The organism is Nocardiopsis sp. iso_237 (assembly GCF_056173345.1).
The window spans coordinates 2,354,881-2,380,377 of record NZ_CM149669.1 but is presented as its reverse complement, the minus strand read 5'-3'; the positions used below and the strand labels follow the sequence as shown (position 1 = coordinate 2,380,377).

The window sequence follows — 25,497 nt, the reverse complement described above, 5'->3', positions numbered from 1 at the left end:
AACCTTCCGCTATGACTCAGCCACCATCCACACCGAGCGTCGAGGGCGCGACTCGGTTGGTCCGCACCCTCGTCGCCCAGGACCGGGAGGCGGCCGCGCTCCTCACCGCACACCCTGGACCGCACTGGACACCCATGTCGGTCGCAGCCCTGTGGGGGCTCCGGGGATCCGAAGCGCAGGCAAGGCTGACACGGCTTCAACAGCTGGATGTCCTCACCGCGCAGGGCGGGGAGCGTTACACGATGAACCCCTCGGTAAGGGTGGCGTTGGAGCGCAGCGCCGCGACCGTGCTCCTGCCCGGATTGCGACGCGCGCGCACCAGGCTGGTGGCCTACTACACCGACCACGCCATCGCCGCTGACCTGGCCTTGGATCCAGGGCGATGGCGATGGCATCCCCCCGCGGTGGAACAGGTACGCCGCACCCATGAGTGCACCCCAGAGCGAGCCCACCGGTGGTTCCACGAGGAGGCGGACAATCTCGGGCCGGTGATGGAGTTGGCCCACAACACGGGTCATCACCAACAAGCGATCCTCATGGCCGAAGCGGTAGGAACCTGGGACGAGCTCCAACGGCCCCCCACTCTGTCGAGGCTCTTCGAATGCGGAGTGGCCTCCGCCGACGCGGTCGACGACGACGGCGCTCGGGCCGTGATGCACCACGCCATGGCCGCTCACCACCTACGTCGCGACGGCCACCAGGTGGCGCTGGGCTACGCCAACTATGCCCTCGCCCTGTGGTCCAGCACGGGGTCCCAGCGCGCCCACCCCTATCACGAGCGCGGTCTGGTCCATCTCTACCTGCTGCTCGCCCAGGCCCACGACCAGTCCAACGACCTACAACTGGCGGCCCGCTACACCGACCTCGCCGCGCGCGTGGCTCAGTCCGTCGACCACCCCTTCGACACCGCCCTGGTCCGCTACCGGCAGGCACTGGCTCTGCACACCGAGGAGCGCCTGACCGACGCAGTGGCCCTCCTGCGCTCGGCCTTGGCACTCATGAAGCAGACCGGTGAAGTGCTGCGGCAAGCACGCACGCACCGCGCACTGTGCGAAGCCCTTCTGGATCTCGACCAGGCCGAAGCCGCCCGGGAGCACGGACATGCCGCCCTGGACCTGCTCGCACCGCAGACGGCGCCGATGCTGTGCGGGCAGACCCATGAGTCCCTGGCCTGGGTCGCCAGTGCCTTGACCGATCACGAACAGGCCCACACGCACTTCGCGCAGGCACGAGCGTGCTACGCCCCCGTGGATCCCGTGCGGGCCCAGCAGATGCCGAGGGAGGTCCCGTGACGCTGACCCGTACCGATGCCGCGCTGCCGCTGTTTGTTGGTCACGGGACGAGTGCGGAGTTCGCTTCTTCTACCGCGAGCAACCCCTCTCACGAAAGCAGCCACATGCCTTCTCCACTTCCCCGCAGGAGTCGTCCGTCCTCCCCTGCTCCTGGAACGGCTCCCGGTGTCCTCGGCCCTTTTCCTCGCAACCCCTGACAAGAAGACCCTCGATGACTCTTCGCGAAGCACTGCCCCCCTCAGCACCCACTCTTCTCGACGTCGACACCCGAACACCGCCAGTGTCGGACTTCGCGCTCCGACCCCACCAGGTGGAAGCGGTTCGCGCGATCTGCCACGGACTCACGCGTGAGGGCCGCGGAAAGCTGATCATGGCCTGCGGTGGGGGCAAGACCATCACCTCGGCGGCGGTCGCAGCCGAACTGGGGGGCCGCCTGGTCCTGGTCGTGGTCCCGAGCCTGCCCCTGCTCCAGCAGACGGCCAGGGAATGGGAGCGAGTGCTGGGGAGCCGTCTGCACCAGATCATCGGGGTGTGCAGTTCCGCCCGAGTCTCCCTGCACGGCTGCGTCACCGCCCGCGCCACGATCTCCACTGATCCCGATCGGCTGGCGGCTCTGGACCTGGCGCAGGGCACGACCCTGGTCCTGACGACCTACCACAGTGTGCCCACGCTCACCGAGGCCCACCGCCGCCACGGTCTAAAACGCTTCGACCTCGTCGTGGTCGACGAAGCCCACCGCAGCGCCTCCAACCACGACTCGCAGTGGACACAGATCCATGACGACGACACCATCCCGGCACGCCACCGGCTGTACGCGACCGCCACCCCCGTCATCTACAAACCCCGCCCCATAGTCGAGGGGAAGACGGCCAGATCCACCCCCTCGGTGCTGTCGATGGACAACCAGGCTGTGTTCGGTCGTGACCTGTACACCCTCACCTGCGGTCAGGCCATCGATCTGGGGCTGCTGAGCGACTACCTCACGGTCATCAGCGTCGTGAGCTCGTCCGAGGTGGCCGCCCTGATCGGTGAGCGAGCACTCCTACAGGTGGGCGGGCACAGCGTGCCTGCCTCCATGCTCGCCGCCCAGCTGTCCCTGCTGCGCGCCATCACCAAGTACGACCTGCGCTCGGTCATGACGTTCCACGCCAGCGTCGACGCGGCACGCCGCTTCGCCGGCACCCTGGACGCCGCTGCGGACCTGCTGCCCGACCACGAGCACCCCCCGAGGCCGGTGTCGGCCCACCACGTCAGCGGCGAAACCCATACCCACGCCCGTCAGAGCATCCTCGCCCGATTGGGAGACCCACAGGGCCGCTCGGTGGTGGTCTCCAGCGCACGTGTGCTGTCGGAAGGGGTGGACGTTCCCAGCGTGGACTGTGTGATGTTGGTCGACCCCGGCAGCTCCATGGTGCAGACCACGCAACGGCTGGGGCGCGGGCTGCGCCTGAATCCACGCCGCTCCGACCCGACCGTCATCCTGGTACCGGTGTTGGCCGACCCCGACTCCGAGCCGGTGCAGCACGATGCCCTGTCGCCGTTCACCCACGTGTGGGAGGTCATCTCCAGCCTGCGCTCCCACGACACGCGTGTGGCGACCCACCTGGACACCAGCTACGCCTACCGGTCCAGCCACGGCCCCCGTGTGAGCGAGCGCGATGACGTGGAGGGCGCCAGCGCGCTGCGCGGCACACAACGGATCCCGGCATGGCTGAGGATCACCGGCTCTGAGGTCGACACGGCGTTCGCCGAGGCGATCATGGTGCGGGCTGTGGAGGCCACCGCCTCTCCGTGGTGGGCCGCCTTCGTGCTCGCCAGGGACTTTTTCGCCGAGCACGGCCACTGCTACCCGCCCGCGGACCATCCACTCCGGCTCCGCTCGGGCCAGCTGCTCTCCGCCTGGCTGCGCGAGGCCCGACGCCTGTATCGCCGAGGTACGGGTCAGGACCCCCGTCAGCGCCGGGCCCTGGAATCCATCCAGATCACGGATCCGTCCCCGAAGTCGTCGCTGTGGGTGCGCGCGAAGGTGGCCCTCGACCGAGCGGCGGAGCTGCCGCCCGAGCTCGTGAAGGCGCTGCGAAAGGCCTACAGCGAGGGGCGGTTGAGCGAGGAGCAGGCGTCGTGGCTGCGCGAGAAAGGCGTGCCCCTGGCGCGCCCACCCCGGACGTTCGACACCACGATCGAACGCCTGGTCACCGAATACAACAAAGGCGGCCTACCAGAGCCCTACAGCGGCAAGAAAACGAAGGAGGAACGCTCCATCATGAGCGCCATCAGCCGCACGAGGACTGCATGGGGCAGGGGCGAGCTGGCAGACGACCAGAAAAAAACCCTGCGGACCATCGACCTGGATTTCGACACCACCGAGTTCGAGTCCACATGCCTGGCCATCCAGGAAGCCCTGGACATGGGCAAAGACTTCTCCGAACTGTCCTTGGAGCACCGCACATGGATTGGCCAGAGAATCTATGACTGGAAGACCGGGCATGCCTCCAAACAGCGCATAGAACGCCTCAAGGATCTGGGGCTCTCTGCCGACTTCACCTTCATCAATCATGCGTGGTGGAAGAGAGTGCGTGAAATAGCCGCACTACCAGACGCAGCAGTCAGGGGCAGCAGGTCCCCTCATTACAAGTTCCTGGATTCACATCGGAGGAAATGGGACCGCCTGGACTCCGACCAGAAGGAGTACCTGAAGAGCATGGGTGTGGAACCCGGGAAGCCGATGCCGCCGCGCTTCCAGAACCCTCGGGTCCACACCTCCAAAAAGACTTCGAGGGAACGCACCCTCCCCCACCTGTGACGGAGTGATCGCCTTCGCCCTCCCTCGACACGCCCCTTCGACCCTGACCACGTGTTCCGAGACCGCTGACCTCTTCGACGTGCTGATCCTCATGCTCAGCAGCGCTATGGCCAACGTCTGACAGGCAGAGCACACGTCACCTCCACGACCACGCAGTCCCCATCGAACAGATCAAGGCCGCCCCATGACCACTTCAGCAGCGTTCCAGCATCAACTCGCCCACGCTTCCCGGACACGGCTGTCCCGGGACGCCTACCGAGACGAAGTCGCCTTCCTACGGTCCCTGCCCACCACACGCGGAGACGCCTGGCGAGTCGACGGCCTGAGCGGGCGTCTGCGCGATGACGCGGCGTGGGCGGCCCAGTCAGCCGGGGATCGGAGCCGGGCCCGCGAGCTCCTGGCCGCCGATGTCGCAGCGATGCGCTCCCAGCTCCGGGTGTGGAAGCAGGACGGGATCACCCTGCACCGCCTCGTCGTTCTGCCCGACCCTGACCGTATGACTCCGTACCAGGAGTTCGCGATGGAGTCCATTCGGCTGCTGGCGGGAGAGCACGTGCGCGTGACCCGCGAACCCCTGCCCGAGATGACGGTCTACGGGGACAACACGTACCTACTTCGCCTCGACGCGGAGCAGTTCGCGAACGGAGCCGATCGTCTGGACCCCAGCGTCACCCCGACCGTCCGCACCGAACTCAGCAGGGTGTGGAGCGAAGCCGAGAGCATTCGGTGAGCGGCTTCGACACCCCTCTCCCGCGATCTGCCCTCCGGGAACACCAAAGGAGGAATCAGGGAAACGGATTCAATAACCCAGCTAGACCACTTCCCGACCTAAATTCCGAAAGCACAATACCCACTTCCCCCTAGAAAACATTATTTGTGATACCCAATCCAGTGGACCCGCTGGGCCTGGCCCCGAACACCTCCTTGGCGATCGCCATGAACCTCTACTGCTTCGCCGGGTTCGCGACGATCGCCCAGTTCAAGCGCTTCCTACAACGCACGCAACAGGTCCATCCCCACTCCTGGTGCTCCGACTGCCAGTTCTACATCAAGGTTCGGTCCCGATGGAGGTCCAGTCCGCGCCGCCAGAAGCGGGTCCAGGCACGGATCGGTCTTCTCTGGCCTCTGCCCGCGGTCACCCTCACCCTGCTGATGTGGCACCTGAGGGCACACCCCTGCGACGCACCCAATCTCTAGATCTCCAGCCGTCCTAGCTACATGTTCATCCTCGACTCACCAATGAGGCCAGCACACACTCCCCGGTACAGGCACGCTGAACGATTTGGAGCTCACCTTGTCCTCACCCCCTTCCGAGGCCGAACCGTCCACCCCCAACACCGCCACCGGGCAAGACCAAAACGAGGATCTGTCCACCCCGGAGTGGCGGCACTTCGATGACCAGCTCGCCCGGACACGGCTGTGGACCAAACTCACGCGCATGCCCTCCCTCACCGCATCGGCGCTGGGCTGGGCCTGGCGGGCGAACAGGACAGACCTGGTGGTCGCGTTGGGCGCGAGCGGCATCGCCGCCGTCCTGGCGGCGGTGAGCCTGTCCTCGATCACCTGGGTCCTGGAAGCGCTGTTGGCAGAGGGACCCATGGCGAGCCGAGTGCAGTCCGCGCTACCCGCAGTGGGGGTGGTGGCCGGAGTGGCTGCCCTGTCGGGCGTGGCTCGCCTGGTCTCGGACCTGTCCCTGTCCCGGCTGGGCACTCAGATCGAGCGCCTGGTCGAGATCCGCCTGTTCGACCTCACCACCCAGGCCAACCTCATCGCTTTCGACAACGAGGCGTGGGCGGACGCCATGTACCGGGCGCGCGAACGCGGGATGTACGAAGCGCCGCGCCTGGTCACCACCGTGCTGGAGGTCTTGGCCGGGCTGGTCGGCCTGTTCTCCCTCGCTGGAGTCTTGGCCGTCCTGCACCCGATCCTGCTCCCGCTCCTGCTCGTCAGCGTCGTGCCCACGGGGTGGGCGGCCGCCCGCGCAGCCCGTATGGAGTACGGGGCCCAGCGCAGCCTGAGTACGGGACGCCGACGCCGGTGGATCCTCGGAGACCGCATGGCCTCCCGTGACTCAGCCGCTGAACTGCGCTCCTACTCCATGCGCGCCTCACTGATGGCCGACTACACGGCTCTAGCAGACCGGGAACGGGAGACGATGCTGGCGGTGGCCTGGCGCCAGACCCGAACGCGGGCCGTAGGCGGCATGGCCTCCGGAGCGGCCACCGCCCTTACCTACGCCAGTCTGGGCGCTCTGCTGGTGAGTGGGGCGATGCCGCTGGCGGCCGTGGGAACCGCCGTGTTGGCCCTACAACGCGCCCAGGGCCAGATGAACCAACTCCTGTACGGGCTGAACCGGACCTACGAGTCCGGGCTGTACTTCTCCGACTTCGACGAATACTGCACGCTGGCCCGCACCCAGATCCCCCCGCCCTCAACCGCGCCAGAACCCCAACCCCTGGCTCGCCTGGAGGTACGCCAGGCATCCTTCTCCTACCCCACCAGCGAACAGCCCGCGCTCTCTGGCGTCACCGTCAACGTCGATGCCGGAGAGACCATCGCGCTGGTGGGTGAGAACGGATCCGGGAAATCCACGCTGGCCCGACTGATCGGCGGTCTCTACACCCCCCAACAGGGCGACGTCACCTGGAACGGTGTCTGCTTCAGCGCGCTCGGTCCTGCTGTGCGTGAGCGCATCAGCGTCATCATCCAGGACCACACCCGATGGCCCATGACCGCCCAGCGCAACGTCACCATGGCCCAGACCTGTGACCCCGAACGGCTCACGCAGGCAGCGGACCTCAGCGGCACCAACGAGGTCGTCGACGGGCTACCCAAGGGGTGGGACACCCTGTTGGACACCACCTTCTCCAGCGGTGTGAACCTCTCCGGCGGCCAGTGGCAGCGCCTGGCAGCAGCCAGGGGCTTCTACCGCCCGGCCGACCTGCTGATCGCTGACGAGCCCACCGCTGCCCTGGATGCCCGCGCCGAAGCTCGCTTCTTCACCACGATCAGCGAACACGCCTCGCGCACCGGCGCGGCGGTCGTGCTCATCACGCACCGGATGGCCTCGGTGCGCATGGCCGACCGCATCTATGTCCTGGACCACGGCCAGGTCATCGAGCAGGGAAGTCACTCCGAGCTGATGGCCGCCCGAGGCCGTTACCACGAGCTGTACACGCTCCAAGCGGACGCCTACTCGCCATCCCAGACGCCCACTAGCACCGAACTGTCATGACACACACGATCAGCGCACAGGACACCCCCATGCACTCACCGTCCCCGAAACTGCGAGTCAGCCACGCCTACGCACTGATGCTCGTGGCCTGGATGTGTAGCGGGGGCCAAATGCTGGTGCTGGGGTGGCAGGGGACCACCAGTGCCATCTCTTGGGCGGGAACAGCATTCGCTCTGGCTCTGACCGTACTGGTGGTCCTGGCCCAGGGCGCCTCCGCGCGCGACACCGTCGGCATCTGCCCGCGCTGGGCCCCGCGCGCCAGCGGCCGGGGAGAGCAGTGGTGGAACAGCTTCCTCTGGGCCATCGCGGCAGGATTTACCCCCGCTCTCTACTCTTTGGTCCGCGTGAGCGCACCCGAAATTGCGACGTACCCGACAGTGGAGTTCGCGCTCGCCGCACCCTTCCAGCCCCTCGCCATGGCAGTGGTCGCTGTGCTCCTTCTCGGGGCTGCCCAGCGACCGCTGTGGGAGGTCCACACCGCCGCCAGCCTGGCGAGCGTCAGCGCCCTCCTGATCCCGTTCGGGGTCAGCGCCTTGGTGGTGGTGCCCGCCACCATGTGCCTGGTCTGGGTCTACCACCACGCCCGGCGCCTGACCCCTCTGTTCCTCGGCCAAGCCCTGATTCTGCTGGGCGTTCTGGTGATGTCACGAAGCTGAGAAACGCACCCTCTCATTCCCCTTCGCTCACCCCGGGAGTCCGCTTTGAGTACCCCTCGTTGCCCCGACGTGGTTCGGGCAACCCTGGATGGCCGCCGTGTGCGGGTCGCCGCCGCGACCGGCCTTGTGCCTGGTTCCGTGCTTCACCAGCCCATCGACTTCGACGACGTGCGCTCCGGTCTCGTCGCGCTGGCAGCGATCGATTTCCCCCTCGCCCTGCGGGTGAGGCCGTGAGCAGCCTGATCCCCGTAGGTGTGGGCGCACGACCCACCCCGGCTGGGTGGGGGTGGGTCGTCTTGACCCCTGCCACAAGCGAAGAAGGGGTGTTTCGAGGCTCGCGCACGGAATTCGGCTGGCACCTGGGGGGTATCGTCCACGATCTCGTCGCCCCCCACCGTGCTCTCGTGGCCTTTGCCGTCCCCCGAGGGCCCCTGCGTCAGAACCTGCTGAGCGCAGTGGAGGACTACGCGGTCCACCTCGACGAGGACGATCCGGCACAAGAACCGGCCTGGGATCTGGCGACGAGGGCCCGTCACCAGGTCCGCAACCGGTGGCCCGATGCCCTACACATCGCAGCCGACTTCACTAGCGCACCACCCCTGCACCCCTTCGAGGTGCACGGACGTATCGGTCGCATCGCCAGCGATGCCTCCGTGAGCCCGGAGCACGACTGGGGCGGCTGGGCCGTGATCACCGAATCCGGCTGGCACGCCAGTGGCCTTGTGCGCGATGCCCACGGCGGGTTGAACAGCCAGGTGCTGGAATTCATCGCGTTGAGTCAGGCCGTGCGCATGGCCGGGTCGCTCAACTACCCCGTGGTCATCGATGCTGACGAGCAGTCACTGGTCGACAGCGTGCAGATGCTGCGCAAGAAGCCGACGCTGCGAGAGGCCTACCGCAGCCTCGGACACCTCCCCATCCCGGTCATCACTCCTTTGTGGAGGGGTCTGAAAGGGCGCACAGCGCAGACAAAGATCAGGTGGAAGCCACGCAACAGCACCCCCACGCTGCGCTGGGCCGACCGCCTTTCGCGCGAGGTCCGACAAAGTCACACCCCCACCGACGAGACCATCCTTGATCTCACCGGACACCACCGGCAGAGCGCCAGGCTCACCCAACCACCCCCCACTGCACAACCGATTCTGGCTGCGGCGACTGACTGGGGGTGGACGGTGGAGTCCACCCGGGTCACCCCCCTCGAAGGGGGCCGCAATCGCCTCATGTACGCAGTCGTGCTCCGCCGTGGTCAGTGCCGAGTAGCAGCTACCTGGACGCGGGCGCGAAACGGATGGTCGAACGGCCGTTTCATGGTCGACCACGACAACCGAGACACCTATCGAGTGCTGTCGCAGCATGCACTGGATTTCCTGCGATGACCTCCTCACCCACCATCCCCGAACCGTGGTTCCAGGGCGGTGGGGAGGCTGCCTCCGTGCCGCGAGCCAACACCCCGCACCTTCCACTCACTCAACCCCGGGAGCCCGCTTTGAGCACCCCGCGTTGGCCTGGCTGTTTGAGCTGGTCCATGACCCCCACCCTTACTGTGGTCGAGCAGATCAGGCTCGCCAGGAGCGCCGACCTTCAAGTCGAGGTGCACCTGCCCAAGGTCCTCTCACAGGGCCCCGAGACGGTGCGGGCGGCCTTGGACGTCCACCGTGTGCGGGTCACTGCGGCAACAGGCCTCCTACCCGGATCCGTGCTCCGCCATCCCATCGACTTCGACGACGTGCGCCACGGTCTCGCCGCGCTGGCGACGATCGGCTGCCCCCTCGCGGTCCTCGTCCTGGACCACCGCACCTCCCTGCCCCTCCCCCAGGCGGAATACGAGACCGCTGCGCGCGTGCGGACTCTGGCGATCATCGCGGCCGAGTACGGCATCGACCTCGCTGTCGAGGGCTTGGCCACACACCAGGGGCACCCCCCTCTCCACGGGTTTGGGCCCAACCCTGGGATCCGCACCCTGCCCGACGTCGACGAGCTCCTCGACCTGGTGGACAGCGACCTGCCAACGGGAGTGGAGGTGGGGGTCTGCCTGGACTCGGTCTCCTGGGCCGCCGCCGGGTCGCGCCTGGACCACATCAGCAACCTGCGCCACCCCGTTCGCCACGTCCGCGTGGCTGACGTGCCTCTGCGCATGCCCGCCCCCGTCTGGGGGACACCGCAGCGACTGCTGCCCGGTGAAGGCGCACTGGCCTGGACCGACTTCACCCGAGCCCTCGACGGCGTCGGCTACCGGGGGCCAATCAGCGTCGCAGCGACCAACCCCGCCGTACGAGCGCTGCCCGGCCGGACGGTCGCCGCGCGTGCCGCGAGTGCCGTACACCGCCTCGGTTCCACGGCGCAGGAAGCCGGCACCCGGCACGCGGCCTGACCAAGCAGGACGCACAACAGCTGCTCTCTGACCTGACCCACTCCCTAGAACGGAGCCCGATGGAAATCCCTTTCGCCCTGGTCAATCTCAAGGACGGCCTCGAAAACGGACAGGCGCTTTTTCACCTGCACCCGATCTTCGCTGACTACGCCGCCACCGGTACCCGGCCCTCGATCATGGCCATCAACGAAGCCCGCTGGCGGTTGCCGCGCGGCATTCCCGCAGGTGAGGCCACGAGCATCTTCGAGACCATGTTCGGTGGCTGCTACGAGATCAGCATCGGTGAGATCGAGCGCTCGAACAACCCGCCCGGCATCATCTGGGACCCCACGGTGTGGAAGGTGATGGCGGAGTCGGTGGCCCAGACCGATCACCACCGGTGGGGGCGCAACACCTGGACTCTGATCTCCCGCGAGAACCCCAACAAGGCCCTGAAGGTCACCGTCCCGCACCTGGACTACGCCTCCGGCACCCGCAGGCTGATGGAGGCAGAAATCCTCGCCTCCCAGCTCGGCGGACACATCCCCGTCATCTCGGCGGGCGACATGAACTCCACCGCGTCCGGACCGCACTTGCACCATCGGGACTACACCCGCGAACCGCAGCACAAACGCCGGCAGAAAGGAATGCTGCTGCCGTCCGGGGAGTGGGTGGACGACACCCGAGCCCTGGACGTGCTCATCGGCCCCTGGGACCCAGACACCGGCACCCGACGCCACGACGACGGTGCCGGACTGTACGCGATGGCAGAGGTCGACTGGCACCAGCGCGGATGCCCTCAGGAGCTGTTGGCCCCCACCACCTACCACGGCCAGGCTTTGCTCATCGACTGGATCCTCGCCACCAAACAGGTCGGGCTGGTACCCGGCAGCTACCGGGTGTGGGACGACGTCCAGCACCACACCGACCACAAGCTCGTCACCGCGACCCTGACCCTGTGACGTCGAGGATCGCGCCCATGCGTGCCCCTCCACACGTTCAACAGAGCTCCACCACCTCGATATCCGCGACCTCCGAAAGCGAATCCATGGCCACCCTTGCCCGGAAGTTGATCGCCCGCCAGACAGAACTGCTCACGCTGGAGGCGACGTCCCCCACGCGCGGGTTCGTGCCCAGCGTGCTGCCCGGAGTCATGCAGACCCCGGCCTACGCCGCTTCCATCTTCGAAGCGCTGGGGTTCGACACCCACGAGCGCGACGCCGCCGTCAGCGTGCGCATGCAACGCGCCGAACAGATGCGGCGCGCGACCGGCATCCCCGTCACCTACATCATCACTGAACACGCCCTGCACAAGTCCCGGGGTGGTAGCGCAGTGATGGCCGACCAATACGCCCGCTTGGACCACCTGACTCGCCTCAACCATGTCACTCTGCTCGTCCTGCCCGACACCTCCAGCCTCGTGTGGACCAGCAACTTTCTCCTCCTGAACAACGGGTGCCTGGTTGAGACACCCACCGGTTACGTCCAGATGCCGGATCACGACGCTTGGGAGCGCTTGTGGGAGGACCTGATCGCCGCGTCCGCCCCCTACCGCCCCATCAGCAGGAGTGAGTCATGACGTTCGAAACAGCTCCCTCGGGGGCGTCCCGTGATTGAGAACCTGACCCAGATCCCCGGCACTGAACTGGGTCTGGGCGCCTACCTCGCTGACTTTCATCAACGCTTCGACGCGCTGCGTGATGCGGACACGTGGAAGCTCGAACGGCAGCAGGATTTTCACCAGCCGGAAAGCACGAGTTGGTTGGCGTTCCGCGAGGGGCGACATGAGGAGTCACTCCGGCTGATGGAGGAGAAGCGTTCCGCGCTCGAAGCGGAATTCGACGAGCTCGCCCGCGCTGGATGCACGCTACGGCGTGTCCGCGTCGTGGAGAAGCCGTTCACCACGTATCTGCTGTGGGAGCTGCACTCCCTCCACCTGAGATCCCAGTGCGGTGAGGACATCCGCGTCATCTCCCCGCATGCGCTGGCGGATGTGGAACAAGGGCAGGTTCTGCCCGAGGTGGTGGCCCTGGGCGTTGCGGCCACCTACCGGATTCTCTACGACGAGGACGGCGTGCTCGCGGGGGGTGTGCTCCACACCGACGCCGACCTCACCGGACAGTGCGGGGACCAGATCTCCGCCCTGCATGCGAACTCCCAACCCCTCACCGAATACTTCCCTCGCGAGATCGCCCCGAGGAAGTGAGCGCCCACGAACCCCGCAGGTCCAGCAGCAGCCTGCGGGGTTCGTGTGAGCCTCACGGCCGAGACGATTCCGCGCGTGTGACCTGCTGCCAACCACACCAGGAGGCCTTATGCAGACAACGCCAGCTGACTCCCACATCACCATCGTGTCGATGAACGTCCACCACGGGGCGACCCTCCACCAGGACGGGAGCCCCAATGATCGGTGGGATCCCATGGCCTCGATGATCCGGGCCCTGGACCCGGACGTGCTCGCCCTCCAGGAGACCCACACCTGGGCGGACCACAACCACCAACAGCTCCTGCGAGCCGAGGCCTCGACCGGGCTGCGAGCGGTGTGGACCCCTCCGGGCACCAGCACTCTGCTGATGTACCGCCCCTGCCTGGTCCTGTCTCAGTGGGAGGACCGCTACGCAAAGGAGCGCAACGAGCCGGGTTTTCCCGGCATCGGGGTGTTCCGTGTTGCTGGTGTGGTCTCCCCGCTCTCAATCGCCAGCGTGCACCTGGCCCCCGACAGTGAGGTGCTGGCCATGCAGCAGGCCCAGCGGATCTCCTGGCGGTGCCGCCGCTACCTCGGCCCCAACGGTGAGGGGGAGAACGGGGTGTTCATCGGTGACGTCAACCAACACCCGCTCAGACACCCCTTGGACCCACCCCTGCCCAACCCGGCCACGCTTCCGGCCGCCAACTTGTCCGGCCGGTGGAAGGGGCCTCCCGGCGCGGAGGTCCCGAACCGGGACGTCGCACAGATGCTGGCCCGCACCCGCTGGGCGGACGCCGCGCACCTGATCGCGGACCGGACGGGCCGCACCGACGTGCTCGCACCCACGGGGCGCGGCCGGTCGCGGGTCGATCAGGGATGGGTCACCGAAGGTCTGGTCCCGGCCGTGGCTGAGCTTGAGCACCTGGATGTCCCGGGCACCGACCACCGCGGCCTGCGACTCGTCCTGGACACCGCCCTCATCGACCCCGCCCTGGTAGTTACCCCCAACCGCTGACCTGAGTAGGACACCCGTGACCTGGTCCTGGCGACACATGACTCAAGCACTGACCCACCGTGGGTTCCGCCTGTTCTGGACGGGAAAGACCGTCTCCTTCATCGCTGGGGGTGCCTACACGGTCTGCATGACCTACCTCGTGTGGCAGCTCACCGGCAGACCCCTGGCCGTCGGCATGATCCTGATGGTGCAGTTTCTCCCGACCATCATGTTCGGCCCGCTCCTGGGTGGTCTGGTGGACCGGTGGGACCGTCGCCGGTCCATGATCATCCAGCAGGCCCTCACGGCGGTGGTGTCAGCGACCATGTCCATCCTGGTGCTGGCCGACCACGCCCAGGTGTGGTCCATCTACCTCTTGCTCGGCCTGAGCGGTGTCCTGACGGCACTGAGCAACCCCCTCCAAGCAGCGGTGATCTCCGAGACACTCCCCGCGGGCGTCGATCGCAAGTCCGGGGCAGCGCTGAACTCGCTGTCATGGCAAGGCGGAAACCTGCTGGGTGCCGCGATCGCGGGAGCCCTCATCCCGGTGTGGGGTGTGGGAGCGGTGATGGCCCTGGCACCCACCGCTGCGGTTGCCCCGATCATCCTGCTCTGGGCCATGCGCCCCCAGGACCGCACCCCCGCCACCATCGCGACGACCTCCCCGCGCGCCGGTGTGTGGGAGGGGGCGCGGCACGTGCGCGCCAACCCGGACCTGCTGGTCGCGGTGGTACTCGGCGCGGCCGTGTCCATGATCGCCATGGGCACCATCCAAGTGGGGGTGCAACTGCTGGTCCTGGCGGAGTACGCCACCAGCCCCGATCAGGAGGCCCAGCTCCTGGGGTGGGTGGCGGGCGCCGTTGCCGTTGGCGGGATCGGGAGCCAGCTGGCGGCGGGAGGGGGCGGCTACGCCCCCTCGGGGCGGGTGCTGATCCGCGTCGTGCTGGCATTGTCGGGCGCGCTGGTTGTTGTCGCGGTGGCCCCGACCTTGTGGCTGCTCCTGGCGGCGGTAGCGGTGGCGGCTCTGCTCTCCTACGCTCACCAGACCATCGCGCAGTTGGTGAACCTGTCGGCTCCCTCGGAGTTGCAGGGGAGGATCGCCGGGTTGTGGTTCGCGTTGGGGTCCGGTGGGAAGGCGGTCGCGGGACCGGTGGTGGGAGGGATGGCCCAGCTGTTCGGTCCACGGGCCGGGATGGTGGTGTGCGGGGTGCTCCTGGCCGCCGTCGGGGCGCTGGTGGCGGTCCTCTACCGTCGGAAGTCGCCCAGCACAGTGGGGTAGGCACCTACACCTACTCCTGTCGCATCTCCACTCGAAGGTAGCGGGCGCCGAGCCGAAGGGTCACCGGACCGTCCTCCCACGGCAGGTCCTGCCAGACGAAGAACTGGATCCTCTGGATGAGAGCGGCGGCGAGAACCTGCGCGTCGACCTCTTCTTCGTGCGCGGTGACCGTGTACCGGTGACCGTCACGAGACTGCACGGCACACCGGGTGGGGCCCCACTGGGCAGAGAAGGTGCGGGGCTGGGTGAAGGCCTTGGTCCTGCGCTCGATGACCTGCCACGGGTCCTCGCCCGGGAGGGTGTCGTACACAATGAGGTCTGCCTCAGCGTTCCCGGGACCGCGGTCATCGACCGCCAGCAGGCTCACCTGAATCGGCCCTGACCGCTCGGCGTCGGCGGGCAAGCGCCGCACACCGATCTCGTGGGCGTCCCCGGTGAGCTGGACCCGCATCGGAGCGGACCGCGCGGGCCAGGAGGCCTCCACCGGCTCAGCCACGGGCGGTGGGGGCACCGTGAGGTGGGGCGGCGGGTCGAGGTCGAGGTGGCGGTACAGGCCCTCAATCACTGACCACCCGCCCCAGAGTTCGCGTTTCCCCTGCCGCCAGGAGATCAGCTGCCGCCCGGACGCCGTCTGGTAGCCATCGATCTCATGAGCGTCCCACCGTGCGGAGTCCGCCAGGATCTGTGGCAGCAGCGGTTCGTCGAGCCGCAGCTGGCCGATATGTCGCCGCTGCCCAAGCGCGTCATCGCGCAGCGGCGTCATGGTGTGGCGGCCCAGTACCTGGCTGTAGGTCGTCATCTGAGCGGCGTCACCGATGATGTGGTCGGCGGCGATCACGGCGGCCTGCCAGCCGTGCGCAGGGGCGAGCATCATCCCCATGGCCTGGTACCGGCGCGCCCACTGCCGAAGGCCGGGAGTTTCGCTCCATGTCTGAGGGTCGAGGGCGAGCAGGACGTCGTATTCGTCCACGGGTAGTTCGGCCAGCATCGTCGGGAGGAGCCGCGGGGCAACGTGGAGCAGCCCTTCGGGGCTGGGGCTGGCAAGCACCACGACCAGAGGCCGCTGATCGTTGACCCTCCACGCGGACCGGTACCGGTCGCGGTGAGCACGGCCTGCCCGCAGCCGCTCCATGGTCACGTCACCGAACAGGACCCCGTCAGGCCCCACTCCCGACTGGGGCTGGTACAGGTCCCACTGGGTGTGGTCCGTCGCGGACGGTGTCAGGACCAGCTCGTGGGTGTCTTCCGCTTGCGGGCGTGCCTCGATCCCGATTCGATGCGTGGTGGGGGCGACGATGTCGACGGTGAGCTGCGGGTCCTGGTCCAACACGCTGAGAAGGTCCTCCACCCGGTAGTCACCCGGTGCCTGCGCAGGGCGTGTGAGAGCGATGCGCCTCATCGGGAGAACTCGTGGCGAACTCGGTCCCGGACCTGCTGAGCCACACGGGTGTCCCCCGCCCCGCCGGGGTTCAGCAGACCCTCTCCCCCGATCCAGGCCCCCGGCCGCTCCCGCTGCTGACGCTCCACGAGATCGGCCATGCCCTCGACCGCTTCCCTGACCGTCGGATCTTCCAGCAACTGTCGAGCCTCACGCAGAGCACTCTCCTCACACACCGCCGCGCCCGCCGTGGGCGCGAGCCTCCTCGGGGGACAGAGCTCGATGGCTTGGTCCTGGATCTGGGCGCTCCATCCCTGATCCGCCAGATATGAACGCATCGCGTACGCGGCAGCCGCGTGCGCGACGGCCTCAAGCTGGGGCGCGAAGGCGGTGTCTGCTCCGAGGGCTTCCACATGGCCGAGGTGTCCGTGCGGGAGGCGGACGTCCCCCACGCCTCCGTGTACCGCGCGCACTTCACGGCCCAACGCCGCGCTGGTCACCGCCTTCGCGCCCAGTCGGACCGCGCAGGCCCGCGTCCATACATCGCGAGGTACGTCGGTCAAGGGTGACAGGTCCGTGGCCGTGGTGGGCTCGCTGTCCACGATCCAGTCGGCGTACAGCTCCCCCCGCACCTGCCCAGCTCCGATGGTGAGTGCAGTTCCGGGGCGAGGCGGGTGGCCGTTCTCCTGCGAGAACATGTGGGTCTCGACGTCGAGGATCTCGAAGACGAAGGTGCCGGTCAAAGGGCCGAGAACGTGGCGAGAGCGGACAGTGAACAGCCGAGGGCCCTGGCCGATGAGAACTTCGAGCGCGTCACGGTCCATACGACTACGGACCGTGCGGCCCGAACCGTGCTCCATCACTAGCCGCGCGAGCTCCATGTCCGCCTCGATCTGATCGTCCGGCGGGCCGCCTGCCTCTCCCACCGCCATGCGGTCCAGCTCTCGAACGGTGTAGAGCCACGAAGCCCTCGTCGCGGTCCACCAGGCAGGAACGGTGTCCCAGGCACGCAGCCACTCTCGTAGCACTGCCGGGTTGTCACGATCACTCGGGGGGAAAGGCATCGAATCTCCTGTCCATGACTGGCTTCCACATAGAGAATGCCCATCAAGTAAGACGCCCCATGCTATGTCCAGGGTCGCCCTGCACGATGTTGCCGGCAGGGCAGCGCTCAGGCGGCTCTCGCCTATTTCGCGGATCTGAAGACTCCCCCCGACGCACAGCTGGACATGACGAGGCCCCGACCGTCTACCCCCGTACAAGGGCCACGCGTTGGGGTCCCCCTCCCCCGGGCCGTGACTTCCTGCGAACACAGCGGTGTCCCTCCCGGACGGGGAAGGGCACCGCATCTATCGCTGCTGTTCCTGTGCCCGGACCCATCGGAGCATCTCCGCGCCGGTCGTGCTGTTGCCCGAGGGCAACAGCACGACCGCTTCCTCGAAGGTGCTCGCGGCGAGCTTGCGCAGGAGCGCTGCGTCCTCTTCGAGCTCACGCTGGCGGGGTGCCTTGTGCTGGACCTCAACGCTCCGGATCGCATCCCCGAAGAACGTCTTCACCAGCAGATACGTCAGGAAGAAGCAGGAGGCGGTCAGCAGGCTGAGCATTCCCACCGTAGTGGTCACGAGCTCGGCCTTCACTCTTGTCTGTGCGGCCAGGGGCCGTAGGTGACGACGCCTCCACCATCGGGAGCAGGCACCGGCTCCAGGGGTGGCGGGGCTACCTCGGGGTCGCCCCACTCCACGGCCGCCGCAGCGAAGTGTGCGCTCGCGATCAGTGCAGCAGCCGACGCCCTCTCGCAGGCGCCCAGTTCGGTCCCGATCTGATTCCAGGCGTCCTCGGCCCGCCGCACCCAGGTGCGTCCTAGCTGGTAGCTCTCGCTGCTCACCTACTCTCTCCCTCCAGCCAGGTGTTGCCGTCCCTGTCCTCGGTCTTGTTGTGGTGACGCCCTTCGTGCGTGTCCTCCCGGTCGCTCCGCCTCTCCGCGCTCCCGGGTCCAGGCCGGACCGGGTCGAAGGTGAGGGACATGCCGTCGAGAGTTTCCTCGCGATAGTGAGGGCCGACCGGTGGGCGAAGACGCGCGAGAGCCCCGGCGGCGAGGACTCGGCCGTCCGCTCCGTACACGGGCAGGGTCGGCACCAGCAGGTCCGCACGGTCCGGTTGCGCCATGGCCACCGCCCGGGAGACCACCAGCAGCGTGAACCGAGCCGCTGCTGGTACCCCCACCACTCCGATGCTGCGTTCGGTGACCACCGGCCACGGGGTGGTGGCCATGCGGTGACCGGCTTCGTAGGCCACGCGAGCGGGCGTCGGCGCAGCCTCCAGGGTCGTGGATCCGCCATCGGTCAACGACACGGTGATGGGGTGCGGGGTCAGGTTCACCAACGTCCACTCACCCACGGTGATCTTGTGACCTCCGGGTGTGCTGTTCAGGGTGGTGCTCATCGGGGGTCCCCCGCTCCCTGCCACGTCAGCTCGGGGCGGTCCAGGTCGGAGACCTCGAGCTCCAGCTGGTACAGGGGGTGGGTGGTGGGGATGGTGACCTCCCCGATCACCCGCAGGGCCGGGTCGTAGACGGCGAGCCAACCACGCCAGGAGAACGACACGGCGACGTCCGCCAACGCCCCCTGTCCGTGCAGGTCCGTCAGCTGGGCGACCACCCACATCCCGACGGGGCTGGAGGTGGCGGAGTCGGCGTGGCCGATGATGCCCCGGGCGGCGATGTCTGCGGCCAGGCAGGCCGGAGACAGAGCTCGGGTCAGGGTCACCAGCATGTCCAAGGCCAGGTTCACCTGGTCGTGGCCACGGCGTTCGCCTTCGTGGGTAGGGTCAGGCATGGTTCCTCACTCTCTCTCATGCGCATGCGAGTCACTGGGGGCCGAGGTCCGGTAGGAGGTTGCCCCCTCCTACCGGGCCGCTTCATGTGAGCTGGTCGGCGTAGTGGCGGGCGTAGTCCGCCTGGTCGTTGTCGGGCACCACCTCCTCGTGGAGAGGGCACAGGAGGTGGCCGGGCTCTGTGTCAGCCCCGCACTCACCGGGGTCGGACGGCGTCCCGCCGACTTCGGCGGGGCAGGACCACTCCCAGTCCGCAGGGTCCGCAGGCAGGTAGTAGGCGTCCTGCGCGGATGCCATGAGCCTCACCCCCGCATGGCGCTGGTGAGGCTGTTGGCGAGCTCGGTCATGGCGGCCGCCGCCCCGTGGGGGGTGCCGGGGGTCCGCGCGTGTGCGTGCAGGTCGCGGCCCGCCCGCTCCAGGGTCACGTCGCGTTCGGGCCGCCCCTCGTAGTGGCCACGGTCGAGCCGTCGGGCCACGCCGAGCGCCACGTCGATCTGCCTTCGGCCGGAGTGGGGATCCCCGGACGAGAGGGTGTCGGCGTAGGTCGCGACTGTGCCCCACGCCAGGGTGGGCAGCTGGTAGGTGTCTTCGCTCATGTGTCTCACTTCCTGGGTCGGTTGGCGCGAAAGGTCAGACGGGCGGCGACCTTCTCGCGGGGGTCCAGGGCCCGGTACTCGTACTTCGCCCACCTGATCGCCCGCTCGGTGCGGGCGGCGGCGACGGCCGCCAGCCGCTGCTCGTACTGGGCGGGGGTGATCAACCCAGCGCGCAGACGAGCCCGAAGCCGTTCGGCCGACTCGCGGTACTGGCGGTCGAAGGGCAGCTCGTCCACCGGTCCGGGCGCGGACTCGGCCCGCACCTGGGCCAGGGCCACGTCGAACCGGGTCGTGCTCTCCTTGGCGGCGGCCTGGCGGGTGCGCAGCTCCCGCTCACGAATCTCCAACGCGCGGCCGGAGAGCCTGCGGCGAAGCCGTTCGATCTGGATCTCGTAGACGTCCATCTCATCTCCTAGCAGTCGATGCGTCGCAGGTGAGCCACGAGCGCGGCCCGGCTAGGCCAGAACCGGCCCGAAGCCAAGTACCACGCGGGGACGGGTCTGGACTGCCACGTCGCTTCGTCCAGCAGGGCCCCGGTCTCGTCGACGACCTCGATGGCCTCCAGGCCGTGGGAGACGACGTAGAGGTGCACGGCGTCCGCGCGCACGTTGCGCACGTGCGCGGCCTCGAAGCGGCCCGAGTCCGGGAAGTCCGCGAGTGGCCGGGGCAGCTCGGTGGACATCCGTCCGATGCGCAGGAACCCGGCCAGCTGGTGCAGCTGGTTGCTCACCTTGCCGGGGGCGTCGGGGGCGTAGGACGTGGCCATAGAGGCGTAGTACGCACGGTTCTCCTCCCCCGAGTCCTCGAACCTGAGTTCGTCGCGGCCGATGGCGGCTGCCAGCCCGACCGCCGTGACGATCGTGGCGGCCTCGTGGTGACGGTCCGAGGGCAGCGCGGCGACGTACTTCTCGAGATCGCAGAGCAGGTCGGCCAGCTGGCGGTAGGTGAGCTCCATGACGGTGTCCTTCCGAGGGGGGTTAGGCAGCCAGGGCGAAGGGGCGGCGGCTCGGGGTCAGTGACGGGCCGGTGAGCATCTGGACGGCCAGCAGATGCCAGCAGCGCACACCCGCCGGGCAGGAACAGTGGTGGGGGGTGGTGCGGTGGATGTTGGTTCCGGAGGTGCCGACGACGAGGTGGAGGTCATCGTGCAGGAGGACCAGGGCCTAGTCCTCGATGGCTTCGTTGCCGAATGGGAGCACAGCGAAGATGCCGCCAGGTGGCCCCCATCCTGGATCGTGAGGAGGACCTGCTTCCGCTCATCGCCCTGTACATGGGCATTTCGACCTCAGCAGGAAACAGGCCCGAGACCGCCCCGAAGACGTCCTCGCGCACGTAGAGGAAAGCCCACTCCACCGCGCGATCATGGATGCGATCATCGTGCTCACCAAAGTGCTCGCCGCCCGGCTCATGGGACCGATGGGCACGGCGGTGAGCGCGGGCTCTCCATACAGGAGTCGATCGCGGACCACTCCCACCACAAAGCGACCATCGCAGCTGTCATCGCGGAACTGGAGGGCGCTTCGGCAGAGCGCGCCGCGTTCCTGGCCCTGTTCCACGACATCCAGGAGACGCGGTTGACCGATATCCGTACATCGGGAAGCGGTACCTGAAGGCGTCCTCGAACGCGGAGGTGACCGCGGATCACACAGCGGGAATGCCGGAGGGTCTCGCCCGGCTGATCGGTGGCGCGGAGGCGAAGTACGAGGCCAAGGAGTCAGTGGAGGCGCGGTGCGCGAAAGACGTCGACAAGCTCGAATGCCTGTTGCAGGCGGTGGAGTACCGGGACTAGGCGCACACGCAAGCGTGGATCGACACGTCGTTGGTGGCGCTGAAGACTGACAACGAGCAGCGGCTCGCGAAGCTGGCGTTGGACCGGTCGCCGCTGGCGTGGATGCACGAAGCGCGCGACTCCAAGCCCCCAAAGTAGCCGGACACAGAACGGGCCCCGCCGTGTGGTGGGGCCCGTTGCGTGGGGGGTCAGTTTCCGCCGAGCGCGCGGCCGCACGCCTTGCAGGACACGGGCGCGGCCTTGTTGAGCATGGTCACGGGTTCGTCCGCGAGAACAGTTCTCCCGCACGCGGTTGTGTTCGTCTTCGCGGAGTAGGGGCCGTGCGCGGGGGTGATCGCGTGGATGACGGTGCCGCCCTTGACTCGGATGCGGTGCGGGTAGTCGCTCACTTCTCCTCCTTGGCGATGTCGCGGGCGCGGGCTGCCTGGAGCCGCGCCTCCTCCAAGCTCAGACGTGGCTTCGCCGGAGGTTCCGCAGGCATGGCCTGCTTCCTGGCTGCGTATTCGGCCCAGGTGTCGTAGGTGCCCACGCGCTCACCCCGGGCTGCTTGCAGTTGACGGCGCAGGAGGGTTAGCTCTGAGTCGACCACTCCCATGACGGCGTTGATGATGTCGTCGGCGCGAGGGTGGTCGTACACGGCGTCGGTGACCTTGGCGCGCAGGTCCATCACGGCTCCTTCTGGGCCTGCGCCACGATGTGCGGCCACAAGCGGCGGATGGTCTGTTCCAGCTGCCACCGCTGGAACTCCACGGCGATCGAGTTGGGCTGCTTCTCGGGCGGGGCGACGATCGCGGCCATCACAGCAGCGACCTGGTCGTCGGTGGGGTTCGTCATCCTTCTCCTTGTAGTGTTCTTCCGGATCGCCCCCGGTACCAGCGGGGGCGGCCTTCTGCGTCTTCGGGGCAGGATTACCGCCCCGTATGCCGGTCAGGGGTTGGGCATAGCCTTGAGCAGGGTCACGGTCTCCCGCTGCGCGGCAGCGCGAGCGGTCAGGCTGCTCAGTTCCGCGAGCCGTGTCGTCATGTTCATTGCGGCACCGGCGGACACTGTGGTGGGCGTCCATGAGGTGACTGTGCCCTGGACATCGGTGAGGAGCGCCGTGATCCTGCTTTCGGTGGCGGCAAGATCGGATTCAGCGCTGCAGATGATCAAGTGGCGGTCCATGAGGACTCCTTCGGTGCGAGGGACGGTTAGTCGACGGGCGCGTAGCCGGACCTGTAGTTGTCGCCGTTCGGCTTTGTCGCGGAGGGGCGCAGGCTGGTCGCAAGGATGCGGCGGGGGCGCTTGCCGCTGGTGTCGGTGACATCGACCCTGGTGCCACCGCCGTAGGCGGCGACCCGCAGATGGGTCTAATCGAGGGGGTGAAGGTTGCGGAACTCGCGGCCGGGTCGGATGTGATCGTTGCTGTGCATCGGGATCTCCGTTGGTCTCGGTGAGGCGGTTACACGTTCGGGTGAACGTTTCCCGGGATGGTCAGCACTGCCTGGGCCGCGGCCCTGACAGTGTCGGCATCGGAGTAGCTCTCCTGCCGGGCCGCCCCTGATTCGAGCAGGGGCGGCCTTCTGTGTTCGGGGTCAAGCGGGCCGGTGCTCCAGTCGGAGCGGGCCCCAGTTGGTCTGGATGTCCAAGATGGACTGTCCGACCTTCATGGGGTCGTACATGGAGTTGACGCAGTACAGGCTGTCCGTGTCGCAGGGGTCGGTGTAGACGAACCAGAGTTCGTTGTCGACGTCGCGGGCGAGGTCTCCAGCGCGCGGGGTGTAGACGGGCATCGGGGGCTCCCTCGGTCAGGCGGGCGGGTCGACGGGTTCCCAGTCGCGGCCAGCGATCAGGGCCATGGAGCCCTGACCGTCCTTCGTGTAGACCACGGCTCCGGCCTGCCAGTGAGCGTGCGCTTCTTCGTAGCTGCCGCAGCGCAGGTATCCGCCTGTGACGATGTTGCGGACGGCGTAGAGGGTGCCGGGGTCGCGGGGGAGGTCGTCGGCGGTGGGGGTGTCCTCGTGCATGAAGTTCTCCTTCGAGGTGACGGGTTAGGTGGTCATTCGGTGATGATGCGGGCTTCGACCCCGGACGCTTCGAGGATCTTCCGGGCCAGTTCGATCGCGTCGTCTGCGACCTCAGGGAGATCGACGAGGTACTGCACCGCCGTCCACGATCGCGATGATGTAGCCATCTTCGATCTTCAGCTTGGCGCCGTCGGCGTCTTCATTGAAGTAGGGCTTCATGGGATTCCTAGTCTCAACTTTGGTACCGGGGCGTGCGCACCAATCCCCGACCACGCGTAGTGGAATACAACCAGCTAGGAGGACCTCAGGAACAGCTTCATCTGACCCGGCCGGACACTGGCCGTGTCACACACAAACCCGAAGGGGAACATGATCAAGGCTGACCCCGGATACTCCGCTGAATATAAAGAAGTCGAAGCGGGTGAAGACAAGATCAGTCCGTGCACCAGGGAAGTCGTGGCCTGGGCGGACGACGGACACCCTATGGTCATCGCGTTCCAGGACCACCCCACTGCCGGTCACCACAAGGCGCTTGTGCGGGCTGAAAGCCTACCGGGCTATTAAGGCGTCGGCATTGACGGCTCTCCTCTGCCGTTCGCGTTCATCCCTGGAAGCGGCTGGATGGTCGAACGCGATAGTGGTCCACGCGAACCGCTAGTCGCATAGGCGATGTGCACCTACGGAGGCGGCTCCGGGGTGTTCGCACTTCCGGTCTTCACTGAAGAGAACGAGGTCTGGCGGAGCAACGGCCGAACGTGGACGGGCGCAAAGATGAGCGGGGACAGTGACCCCGTACGCGTGATCCCAGAGAAGCGATCCGACCGCGACTGATGTGAGTCCCGCTTGCAGGGCATTGTCTCCATTACCAGGAGGCACACGATGACCCCCACCAACTCGACCTGCTCAGCGAGGGAGTTTCGACCACCACTCAAACCTTTACTTCGTAGATCAGGAAGGGCCAGGGATGGGATTGGATACCGCCATCCACCCGAACACCGTGAGGTGGGTAAGGGCCAGCCAATGTTCACGAGTGCGGTGAGGGCGCGCATGGTCGGGATTCTCACGACGGCCTTTCGCTCTTGCGACAAGCGCTCTTCCGGCTGAGTCACTGGGCGGGTCACCTGATCACCTTGGTGCCCTGGTGGCGTCCACCCGCCAGCAGTACGCACGTACTCCGCGAAACGGCTGTCGGTGGTCATCGCCGTGATCTCGGCGCCGGCTTGGCGAATATGTAGCCCCCGTGGGTGATGTTGGAGACGACCTGGTCGGTCCACACCGACCGCCCGTGCGGTGCGGGTGAGCCACACCCGACTCCCCGTGCGCCAGCTCAGATAGTGGTGGGAAGAATGATCCCCGGTCACGGAACGGTGACTCCGTGACCGGGGATCTCAGGCTTACTCAGCGGTTCACGCCAGGCAGTGTCGGGCCCGATCGGCTCAGTACGGAAGCTCGTTGACCATGGCGTTGCCCTGGGCCTGTGCGACCTGGGCGGGCACGGTCATCGGCTGGCCGACGACGGGCTGCAGATGGGTTTGAGTGGGCACCGCGACAGGAGTCTGCTGGACGGTCTGCACAGGCTGTGGGACCACGGGCTCTGGCTGCTGCCGAGCAGCGGCCGGGATCGGCTGCGCGGGTGCCTGATTCTGGGTGGCCTTGATCTGGGCGCGAGCGTCGCGAACCGACTTCGGCTCAACGAACCAGATGGTGTCGACAACGACCTTAGGACCGGCGTAGACCATCTCACCAGTCGTCTTGTCGCGGTACGAGCCGTCCTTGAGGTGGTAGGAGATGTTGACGATGTCGCCCTCCCTCATCGCAGCGAAGGGAGTCTTGGTCGCATCGGTGGTCTCGCGAATGTAGGTCTCGAAAGGGACCCTCTGCGAGCCCCAGTTGCCGTCGCGGGACTTGAAGTTGTTGTCCATGTAGCCGCTGAACTTGATGTTCTTCGAGCCGTTGGCGTTGCTGAAGGCGACAGGGTCGGCGGCGAGACGAACGGTGGCGTGACCGAAGTTGTTGGGGTTGGTCATGTCGATCTCCTCGGGTGTGCTGTTGAGCAGGGCCCGGGTGGGCCGGACCCCGCGAGGCGGTCGGGTCGTGCT

Annotated in this window: 34 protein-coding genes; 15 read left to right on the top strand and 19 right to left on the bottom strand. The window is 67.3% G+C overall.

What is annotated here, in order from left to right:
• Positions 1-11: 11 nt before the first annotated feature.
• The 13 genes from AC0VYM_RS10775 to AC0VYM_RS10715 all read left to right on the top strand — a co-directional run bounded on the left by AC0VYM_RS10775 (position 12) and on the right by AC0VYM_RS10715 (position 14,797).
• Positions 12-1,292 (top strand): hypothetical protein, encoded by a 1,281-nt coding sequence (locus AC0VYM_RS10775; protein ID WP_475461756.1) that lies wholly within the window; start codon positions 12-14, stop codon positions 1,290-1,292.
• 211 nt (positions 1,293-1,503) lie between these two features.
• The gene (locus AC0VYM_RS10770; protein ID WP_475461753.1) at positions 1,504-4,095 is read left to right on the top strand and encodes a helicase associated domain-containing protein; all 2,592 of its coding nucleotides are present in this window, start codon (positions 1,504-1,506) and stop codon (positions 4,093-4,095) included.
• Positions 4,096-4,279: 184 nt separating this feature from the next.
• Positions 4,280-4,825 (top strand): DUF6879 family protein, encoded by a 546-nt coding sequence (locus AC0VYM_RS10765; RefSeq protein ID WP_475461750.1) that lies wholly within the window; start codon positions 4,280-4,282, stop codon positions 4,823-4,825.
• A gap of 146 nt (positions 4,826-4,971) precedes the next feature.
• On the top strand, positions 4,972-5,292 hold the full coding sequence (locus tag AC0VYM_RS10760) for a hypothetical protein (protein WP_475461747.1): 321 nt from the start codon (positions 4,972-4,974) through the stop codon (positions 5,290-5,292).
• A 97-nt stretch (positions 5,293-5,389) separates the two neighbouring features.
• Positions 5,390-7,330 (top strand): ABC transporter ATP-binding protein, encoded by a 1,941-nt coding sequence (locus AC0VYM_RS10755; RefSeq protein ID WP_475461744.1) that lies wholly within the window; start codon positions 5,390-5,392, stop codon positions 7,328-7,330.
• Entirely contained in the window at positions 7,327-7,986 is a 660-nt protein-coding gene (locus tag AC0VYM_RS10750; RefSeq protein WP_475461741.1) for a hypothetical protein, read from the top strand. Before AC0VYM_RS10755 ends, AC0VYM_RS10750 begins: the two co-directional genes overlap by 4 nt.
• A gap of 404 nt (positions 7,987-8,390) precedes the next feature.
• Positions 8,391-9,362: a hypothetical protein gene (locus AC0VYM_RS10745; protein ID WP_475461739.1), complete on the top strand. Its 972-nt coding sequence runs from the start codon at positions 8,391-8,393 to the stop codon at positions 9,360-9,362.
• A gap of 149 nt (positions 9,363-9,511) precedes the next feature.
• Positions 9,512-10,357: a sugar phosphate isomerase/epimerase family protein gene (locus tag AC0VYM_RS10740; RefSeq protein ID WP_475461737.1), complete on the top strand. Its 846-nt coding sequence runs from the start codon at positions 9,512-9,514 to the stop codon at positions 10,355-10,357.
• A gap of 59 nt (positions 10,358-10,416) precedes the next feature.
• Positions 10,417-11,298: a hypothetical protein gene (locus tag AC0VYM_RS10735; protein ID WP_475461734.1), complete on the top strand. Its 882-nt coding sequence runs from the start codon at positions 10,417-10,419 to the stop codon at positions 11,296-11,298.
• A gap of 86 nt (positions 11,299-11,384) precedes the next feature.
• Positions 11,385-11,915 (top strand): Scr1 family TA system antitoxin-like transcriptional regulator, encoded by a 531-nt coding sequence (locus AC0VYM_RS10730; RefSeq protein WP_475461731.1) that lies wholly within the window; start codon positions 11,385-11,387, stop codon positions 11,913-11,915.
• 30 nt (positions 11,916-11,945) lie between these two features.
• Positions 11,946-12,542, top strand: a complete 597-nt coding sequence (locus tag AC0VYM_RS10725) for a DUF6879 family protein (protein ID WP_475461729.1) — start codon at positions 11,946-11,948, stop codon at positions 12,540-12,542.
• A 109-nt stretch (positions 12,543-12,651) separates the two neighbouring features.
• Positions 12,652-13,539 carry an endonuclease/exonuclease/phosphatase family protein gene (locus tag AC0VYM_RS10720; protein ID WP_475461726.1) on the top strand — a complete coding sequence of 296 codons (888 nt, stop codon included), beginning with the start codon at positions 12,652-12,654 and terminating at the stop codon, positions 13,537-13,539.
• Between the two features lie 37 nt (positions 13,540-13,576).
• Positions 13,577-14,797: an MFS transporter gene (locus AC0VYM_RS10715; RefSeq protein WP_475461724.1), complete on the top strand. Its 1,221-nt coding sequence runs from the start codon at positions 13,577-13,579 to the stop codon at positions 14,795-14,797.
• A 10-nt stretch (positions 14,798-14,807) separates the two neighbouring features.
• On the opposite strand, the gene AC0VYM_RS10710 is transcribed toward AC0VYM_RS10715, so the two are convergent.
• From AC0VYM_RS10710 to AC0VYM_RS10660, 11 genes are all read right to left on the bottom strand, one after another.
• Positions 14,808-16,196: a hypothetical protein gene (locus AC0VYM_RS10710; protein WP_475461722.1), complete on the bottom strand. Its 1,389-nt coding sequence runs from the start codon at positions 16,194-16,196 to the stop codon at positions 14,808-14,810.
• Positions 16,193-17,239, bottom strand: coding sequence for a hypothetical protein (locus tag AC0VYM_RS10705; RefSeq protein ID WP_475461719.1), 1,047 nt, complete (start codon positions 17,237-17,239; stop codon positions 16,193-16,195). Before AC0VYM_RS10705 ends, AC0VYM_RS10710 begins: the two co-directional genes overlap by 4 nt.
• A gap of 285 nt (positions 17,240-17,524) precedes the next feature.
• Complete coding sequence (locus AC0VYM_RS10700) at positions 17,525-17,797, bottom strand: hypothetical protein (RefSeq protein ID WP_475461716.1); 273 nt, start codon at positions 17,795-17,797, stop codon at positions 17,525-17,527.
• 11 nt (positions 17,798-17,808) lie between these two features.
• The gene (locus AC0VYM_RS10695) at positions 17,809-18,060 is read right to left on the bottom strand and encodes a hypothetical protein (protein ID WP_475461713.1); all 252 of its coding nucleotides are present in this window, start codon (positions 18,058-18,060) and stop codon (positions 17,809-17,811) included.
• Positions 18,057-18,617 carry a hypothetical protein gene (locus tag AC0VYM_RS10690; protein ID WP_475461711.1) on the bottom strand — a complete coding sequence of 187 codons (561 nt, stop codon included), beginning with the start codon at positions 18,615-18,617 and terminating at the stop codon, positions 18,057-18,059. Before AC0VYM_RS10690 ends, AC0VYM_RS10695 begins: the two co-directional genes overlap by 4 nt.
• Positions 18,614-19,009 carry a hypothetical protein gene (locus AC0VYM_RS10685; protein ID WP_475461708.1) on the bottom strand — a complete coding sequence of 132 codons (396 nt, stop codon included), beginning with the start codon at positions 19,007-19,009 and terminating at the stop codon, positions 18,614-18,616. Before AC0VYM_RS10685 ends, AC0VYM_RS10690 begins: the two co-directional genes overlap by 4 nt.
• An 82-nt stretch (positions 19,010-19,091) precedes the next feature.
• Positions 19,092-19,304 (bottom strand): hypothetical protein, encoded by a 213-nt coding sequence (locus AC0VYM_RS10680; RefSeq protein WP_475461705.1) that lies wholly within the window; start codon positions 19,302-19,304, stop codon positions 19,092-19,094.
• A 5-nt stretch (positions 19,305-19,309) separates the two neighbouring features.
• Entirely contained in the window at positions 19,310-19,603 is a 294-nt protein-coding gene (locus AC0VYM_RS10675; RefSeq protein WP_475461702.1) for a hypothetical protein, read from the bottom strand.
• A 5-nt stretch (positions 19,604-19,608) separates the two neighbouring features.
• On the bottom strand, positions 19,609-20,007 hold the full coding sequence (locus AC0VYM_RS10670) for a hypothetical protein (RefSeq protein WP_475461700.1): 399 nt from the start codon (positions 20,005-20,007) through the stop codon (positions 19,609-19,611).
• Between the two features lie 8 nt (positions 20,008-20,015).
• A complete protein-coding gene (locus tag AC0VYM_RS10665; protein ID WP_475461697.1) occupies positions 20,016-20,558 on the bottom strand; it encodes a hypothetical protein in 543 nt (180 codons plus the stop codon).
• A gap of 22 nt (positions 20,559-20,580) precedes the next feature.
• Entirely contained in the window at positions 20,581-20,709 is a 129-nt protein-coding gene (locus tag AC0VYM_RS10660) for a hypothetical protein (RefSeq protein WP_475462999.1), read from the bottom strand.
• Here AC0VYM_RS10660 and AC0VYM_RS10655 point away from each other — a divergent pair.
• Complete coding sequence (locus AC0VYM_RS10655; RefSeq protein WP_475461695.1) at positions 20,653-21,213, top strand: HD domain-containing protein; 561 nt, start codon at positions 20,653-20,655, stop codon at positions 21,211-21,213. The genes AC0VYM_RS10660 and AC0VYM_RS10655 overlap by 57 nt on opposite strands.
• Positions 21,214-21,257: 44 nt before the next feature.
• On the top strand, positions 21,258-21,392 hold the full coding sequence (locus AC0VYM_RS10650) for an HD domain-containing protein (RefSeq protein WP_475461692.1): 135 nt from the start codon (positions 21,258-21,260) through the stop codon (positions 21,390-21,392).
• A 188-nt stretch (positions 21,393-21,580) separates the two neighbouring features.
• Here the strand turns inward: AC0VYM_RS10650 and AC0VYM_RS10645 are convergent, their stop codons facing one another.
• The 8 genes from AC0VYM_RS10645 to AC0VYM_RS10610 form a co-directional block, all read right to left on the bottom strand.
• Positions 21,581-21,781 (bottom strand): hypothetical protein, encoded by a 201-nt coding sequence (locus tag AC0VYM_RS10645; RefSeq protein WP_475461689.1) that lies wholly within the window; start codon positions 21,779-21,781, stop codon positions 21,581-21,583.
• Positions 21,778-22,059, bottom strand: coding sequence for a hypothetical protein (locus tag AC0VYM_RS10640; RefSeq protein ID WP_475461687.1), 282 nt, complete (start codon positions 22,057-22,059; stop codon positions 21,778-21,780). Before AC0VYM_RS10640 ends, AC0VYM_RS10645 begins: the two co-directional genes overlap by 4 nt.
• Positions 22,059-22,226, bottom strand: a complete 168-nt coding sequence (locus AC0VYM_RS10635) for a hypothetical protein (protein ID WP_475461684.1) — start codon at positions 22,224-22,226, stop codon at positions 22,059-22,061. The genes AC0VYM_RS10640 and AC0VYM_RS10635 overlap by 1 nt, the downstream gene beginning before the upstream one ends.
• A 93-nt stretch (positions 22,227-22,319) precedes the next feature.
• Positions 22,320-22,556: a hypothetical protein gene (locus tag AC0VYM_RS10630; RefSeq protein WP_475461680.1), complete on the bottom strand. Its 237-nt coding sequence runs from the start codon at positions 22,554-22,556 to the stop codon at positions 22,320-22,322.
• 410 nt (positions 22,557-22,966) lie between these two features.
• Positions 22,967-23,164: a hypothetical protein gene (locus tag AC0VYM_RS10625; protein ID WP_475461677.1), complete on the bottom strand. Its 198-nt coding sequence runs from the start codon at positions 23,162-23,164 to the stop codon at positions 22,967-22,969.
• A gap of 15 nt (positions 23,165-23,179) precedes the next feature.
• Positions 23,180-23,398, bottom strand: coding sequence for a hypothetical protein (locus tag AC0VYM_RS10620; RefSeq protein ID WP_475461676.1), 219 nt, complete (start codon positions 23,396-23,398; stop codon positions 23,180-23,182).
• Between the two features lie 32 nt (positions 23,399-23,430).
• The gene (locus AC0VYM_RS10615) at positions 23,431-23,565 is read right to left on the bottom strand and encodes a hypothetical protein (RefSeq protein ID WP_475461674.1); all 135 of its coding nucleotides are present in this window, start codon (positions 23,563-23,565) and stop codon (positions 23,431-23,433) included.
• 1,269 nt (positions 23,566-24,834) lie between these two features.
• A complete protein-coding gene (locus AC0VYM_RS10610) occupies positions 24,835-25,425 on the bottom strand; it encodes a hypothetical protein (protein WP_475461671.1) in 591 nt (196 codons plus the stop codon).
• Between the last annotated feature and the right edge of the window lie 72 nt (positions 25,426-25,497).

Bases quoted from the DNA above. Each gene is read 5' to 3' on its own strand.
- AC0VYM_RS10775 (WP_475461756.1), top strand. From the start codon at position 12: ATGACTCAGCCACCATCCACACCGAGCGTCGAGGGCGCGACTCGGTTG.
- AC0VYM_RS10740 (WP_475461737.1), top strand. From the start codon at position 9,512: ATGACCCCCACCCTTACTGTGGTCGAGCAGATCAGGCTCGCCAGGAGC.
- AC0VYM_RS10685 (WP_475461708.1), bottom strand. From the start codon at position 19,009: ATGCCTGACCCTACCCACGAAGGCGAACGCCGTGGCCACGACCAGGTG.
- AC0VYM_RS10735 (WP_475461734.1), top strand. From the start codon at position 10,417: ATGGAAATCCCTTTCGCCCTGGTCAATCTCAAGGACGGCCTCGAAAAC.
- AC0VYM_RS10615 (WP_475461674.1), bottom strand. From the start codon at position 23,565: ATGGCTACATCATCGCGATCGTGGACGGCGGTGCAGTACCTCGTCGAT.
- AC0VYM_RS10665 (WP_475461697.1), bottom strand. From the start codon at position 20,558: ATGGAGCTCACCTACCGCCAGCTGGCCGACCTGCTCTGCGATCTCGAG.
- AC0VYM_RS10720 (WP_475461726.1), top strand. From the start codon at position 12,652: ATGCAGACAACGCCAGCTGACTCCCACATCACCATCGTGTCGATGAAC.
- AC0VYM_RS10625 (WP_475461677.1), bottom strand. From the start codon at position 23,164: ATGCCCGTCTACACCCCGCGCGCTGGAGACCTCGCCCGCGACGTCGAC.
- AC0VYM_RS10610 (WP_475461671.1), bottom strand. From the start codon at position 25,425: ATGACCAACCCCAACAACTTCGGTCACGCCACCGTTCGTCTCGCCGCC.
- AC0VYM_RS10650 (WP_475461692.1), top strand. From the start codon at position 21,258: ATGCCGGAGGGTCTCGCCCGGCTGATCGGTGGCGCGGAGGCGAAGTAC.
- AC0VYM_RS10750 (WP_475461741.1), top strand. From the start codon at position 7,327: ATGACACACACGATCAGCGCACAGGACACCCCCATGCACTCACCGTCC.
- AC0VYM_RS10675 (WP_475461702.1), bottom strand. From the start codon at position 19,603: ATGAGCGAAGACACCTACCAGCTGCCCACCCTGGCGTGGGGCACAGTC.
- AC0VYM_RS10730 (WP_475461731.1), top strand. From the start codon at position 11,385: ATGGCCACCCTTGCCCGGAAGTTGATCGCCCGCCAGACAGAACTGCTC.
- AC0VYM_RS10765 (WP_475461750.1), top strand. From the start codon at position 4,280: ATGACCACTTCAGCAGCGTTCCAGCATCAACTCGCCCACGCTTCCCGG.
- AC0VYM_RS10620 (WP_475461676.1), bottom strand. From the start codon at position 23,398: ATGCACGAGGACACCCCCACCGCCGACGACCTCCCCCGCGACCCCGGC.
- AC0VYM_RS10690 (WP_475461711.1), bottom strand. From the start codon at position 18,617: ATGAGCACCACCCTGAACAGCACACCCGGAGGTCACAAGATCACCGTG.
- AC0VYM_RS10770 (WP_475461753.1), top strand. From the start codon at position 1,504: ATGACTCTTCGCGAAGCACTGCCCCCCTCAGCACCCACTCTTCTCGAC.
- AC0VYM_RS10710 (WP_475461722.1), bottom strand. From the start codon at position 16,196: ATGAGGCGCATCGCTCTCACACGCCCTGCGCAGGCACCGGGTGACTAC.
- AC0VYM_RS10635 (WP_475461684.1), bottom strand. From the start codon at position 22,226: ATGACGAACCCCACCGACGACCAGGTCGCTGCTGTGATGGCCGCGATC.
- AC0VYM_RS10640 (WP_475461687.1), bottom strand. From the start codon at position 22,059: ATGGACCTGCGCGCCAAGGTCACCGACGCCGTGTACGACCACCCTCGC.
- AC0VYM_RS10630 (WP_475461680.1), bottom strand. From the start codon at position 22,556: ATGGACCGCCACTTGATCATCTGCAGCGCTGAATCCGATCTTGCCGCC.
- AC0VYM_RS10655 (WP_475461695.1), top strand. From the start codon at position 20,653: ATGCCAGCAGCGCACACCCGCCGGGCAGGAACAGTGGTGGGGGGTGGT.
- AC0VYM_RS10705 (WP_475461719.1), bottom strand. From the start codon at position 17,239: ATGCCTTTCCCCCCGAGTGATCGTGACAACCCGGCAGTGCTACGAGAG.
- AC0VYM_RS10715 (WP_475461724.1), top strand. From the start codon at position 13,577: ATGACTCAAGCACTGACCCACCGTGGGTTCCGCCTGTTCTGGACGGGA.
- AC0VYM_RS10670 (WP_475461700.1), bottom strand. From the start codon at position 20,007: ATGGACGTCTACGAGATCCAGATCGAACGGCTTCGCCGCAGGCTCTCC.
- AC0VYM_RS10680 (WP_475461705.1), bottom strand. From the start codon at position 19,304: ATGGCATCCGCGCAGGACGCCTACTACCTGCCTGCGGACCCTGCGGAC.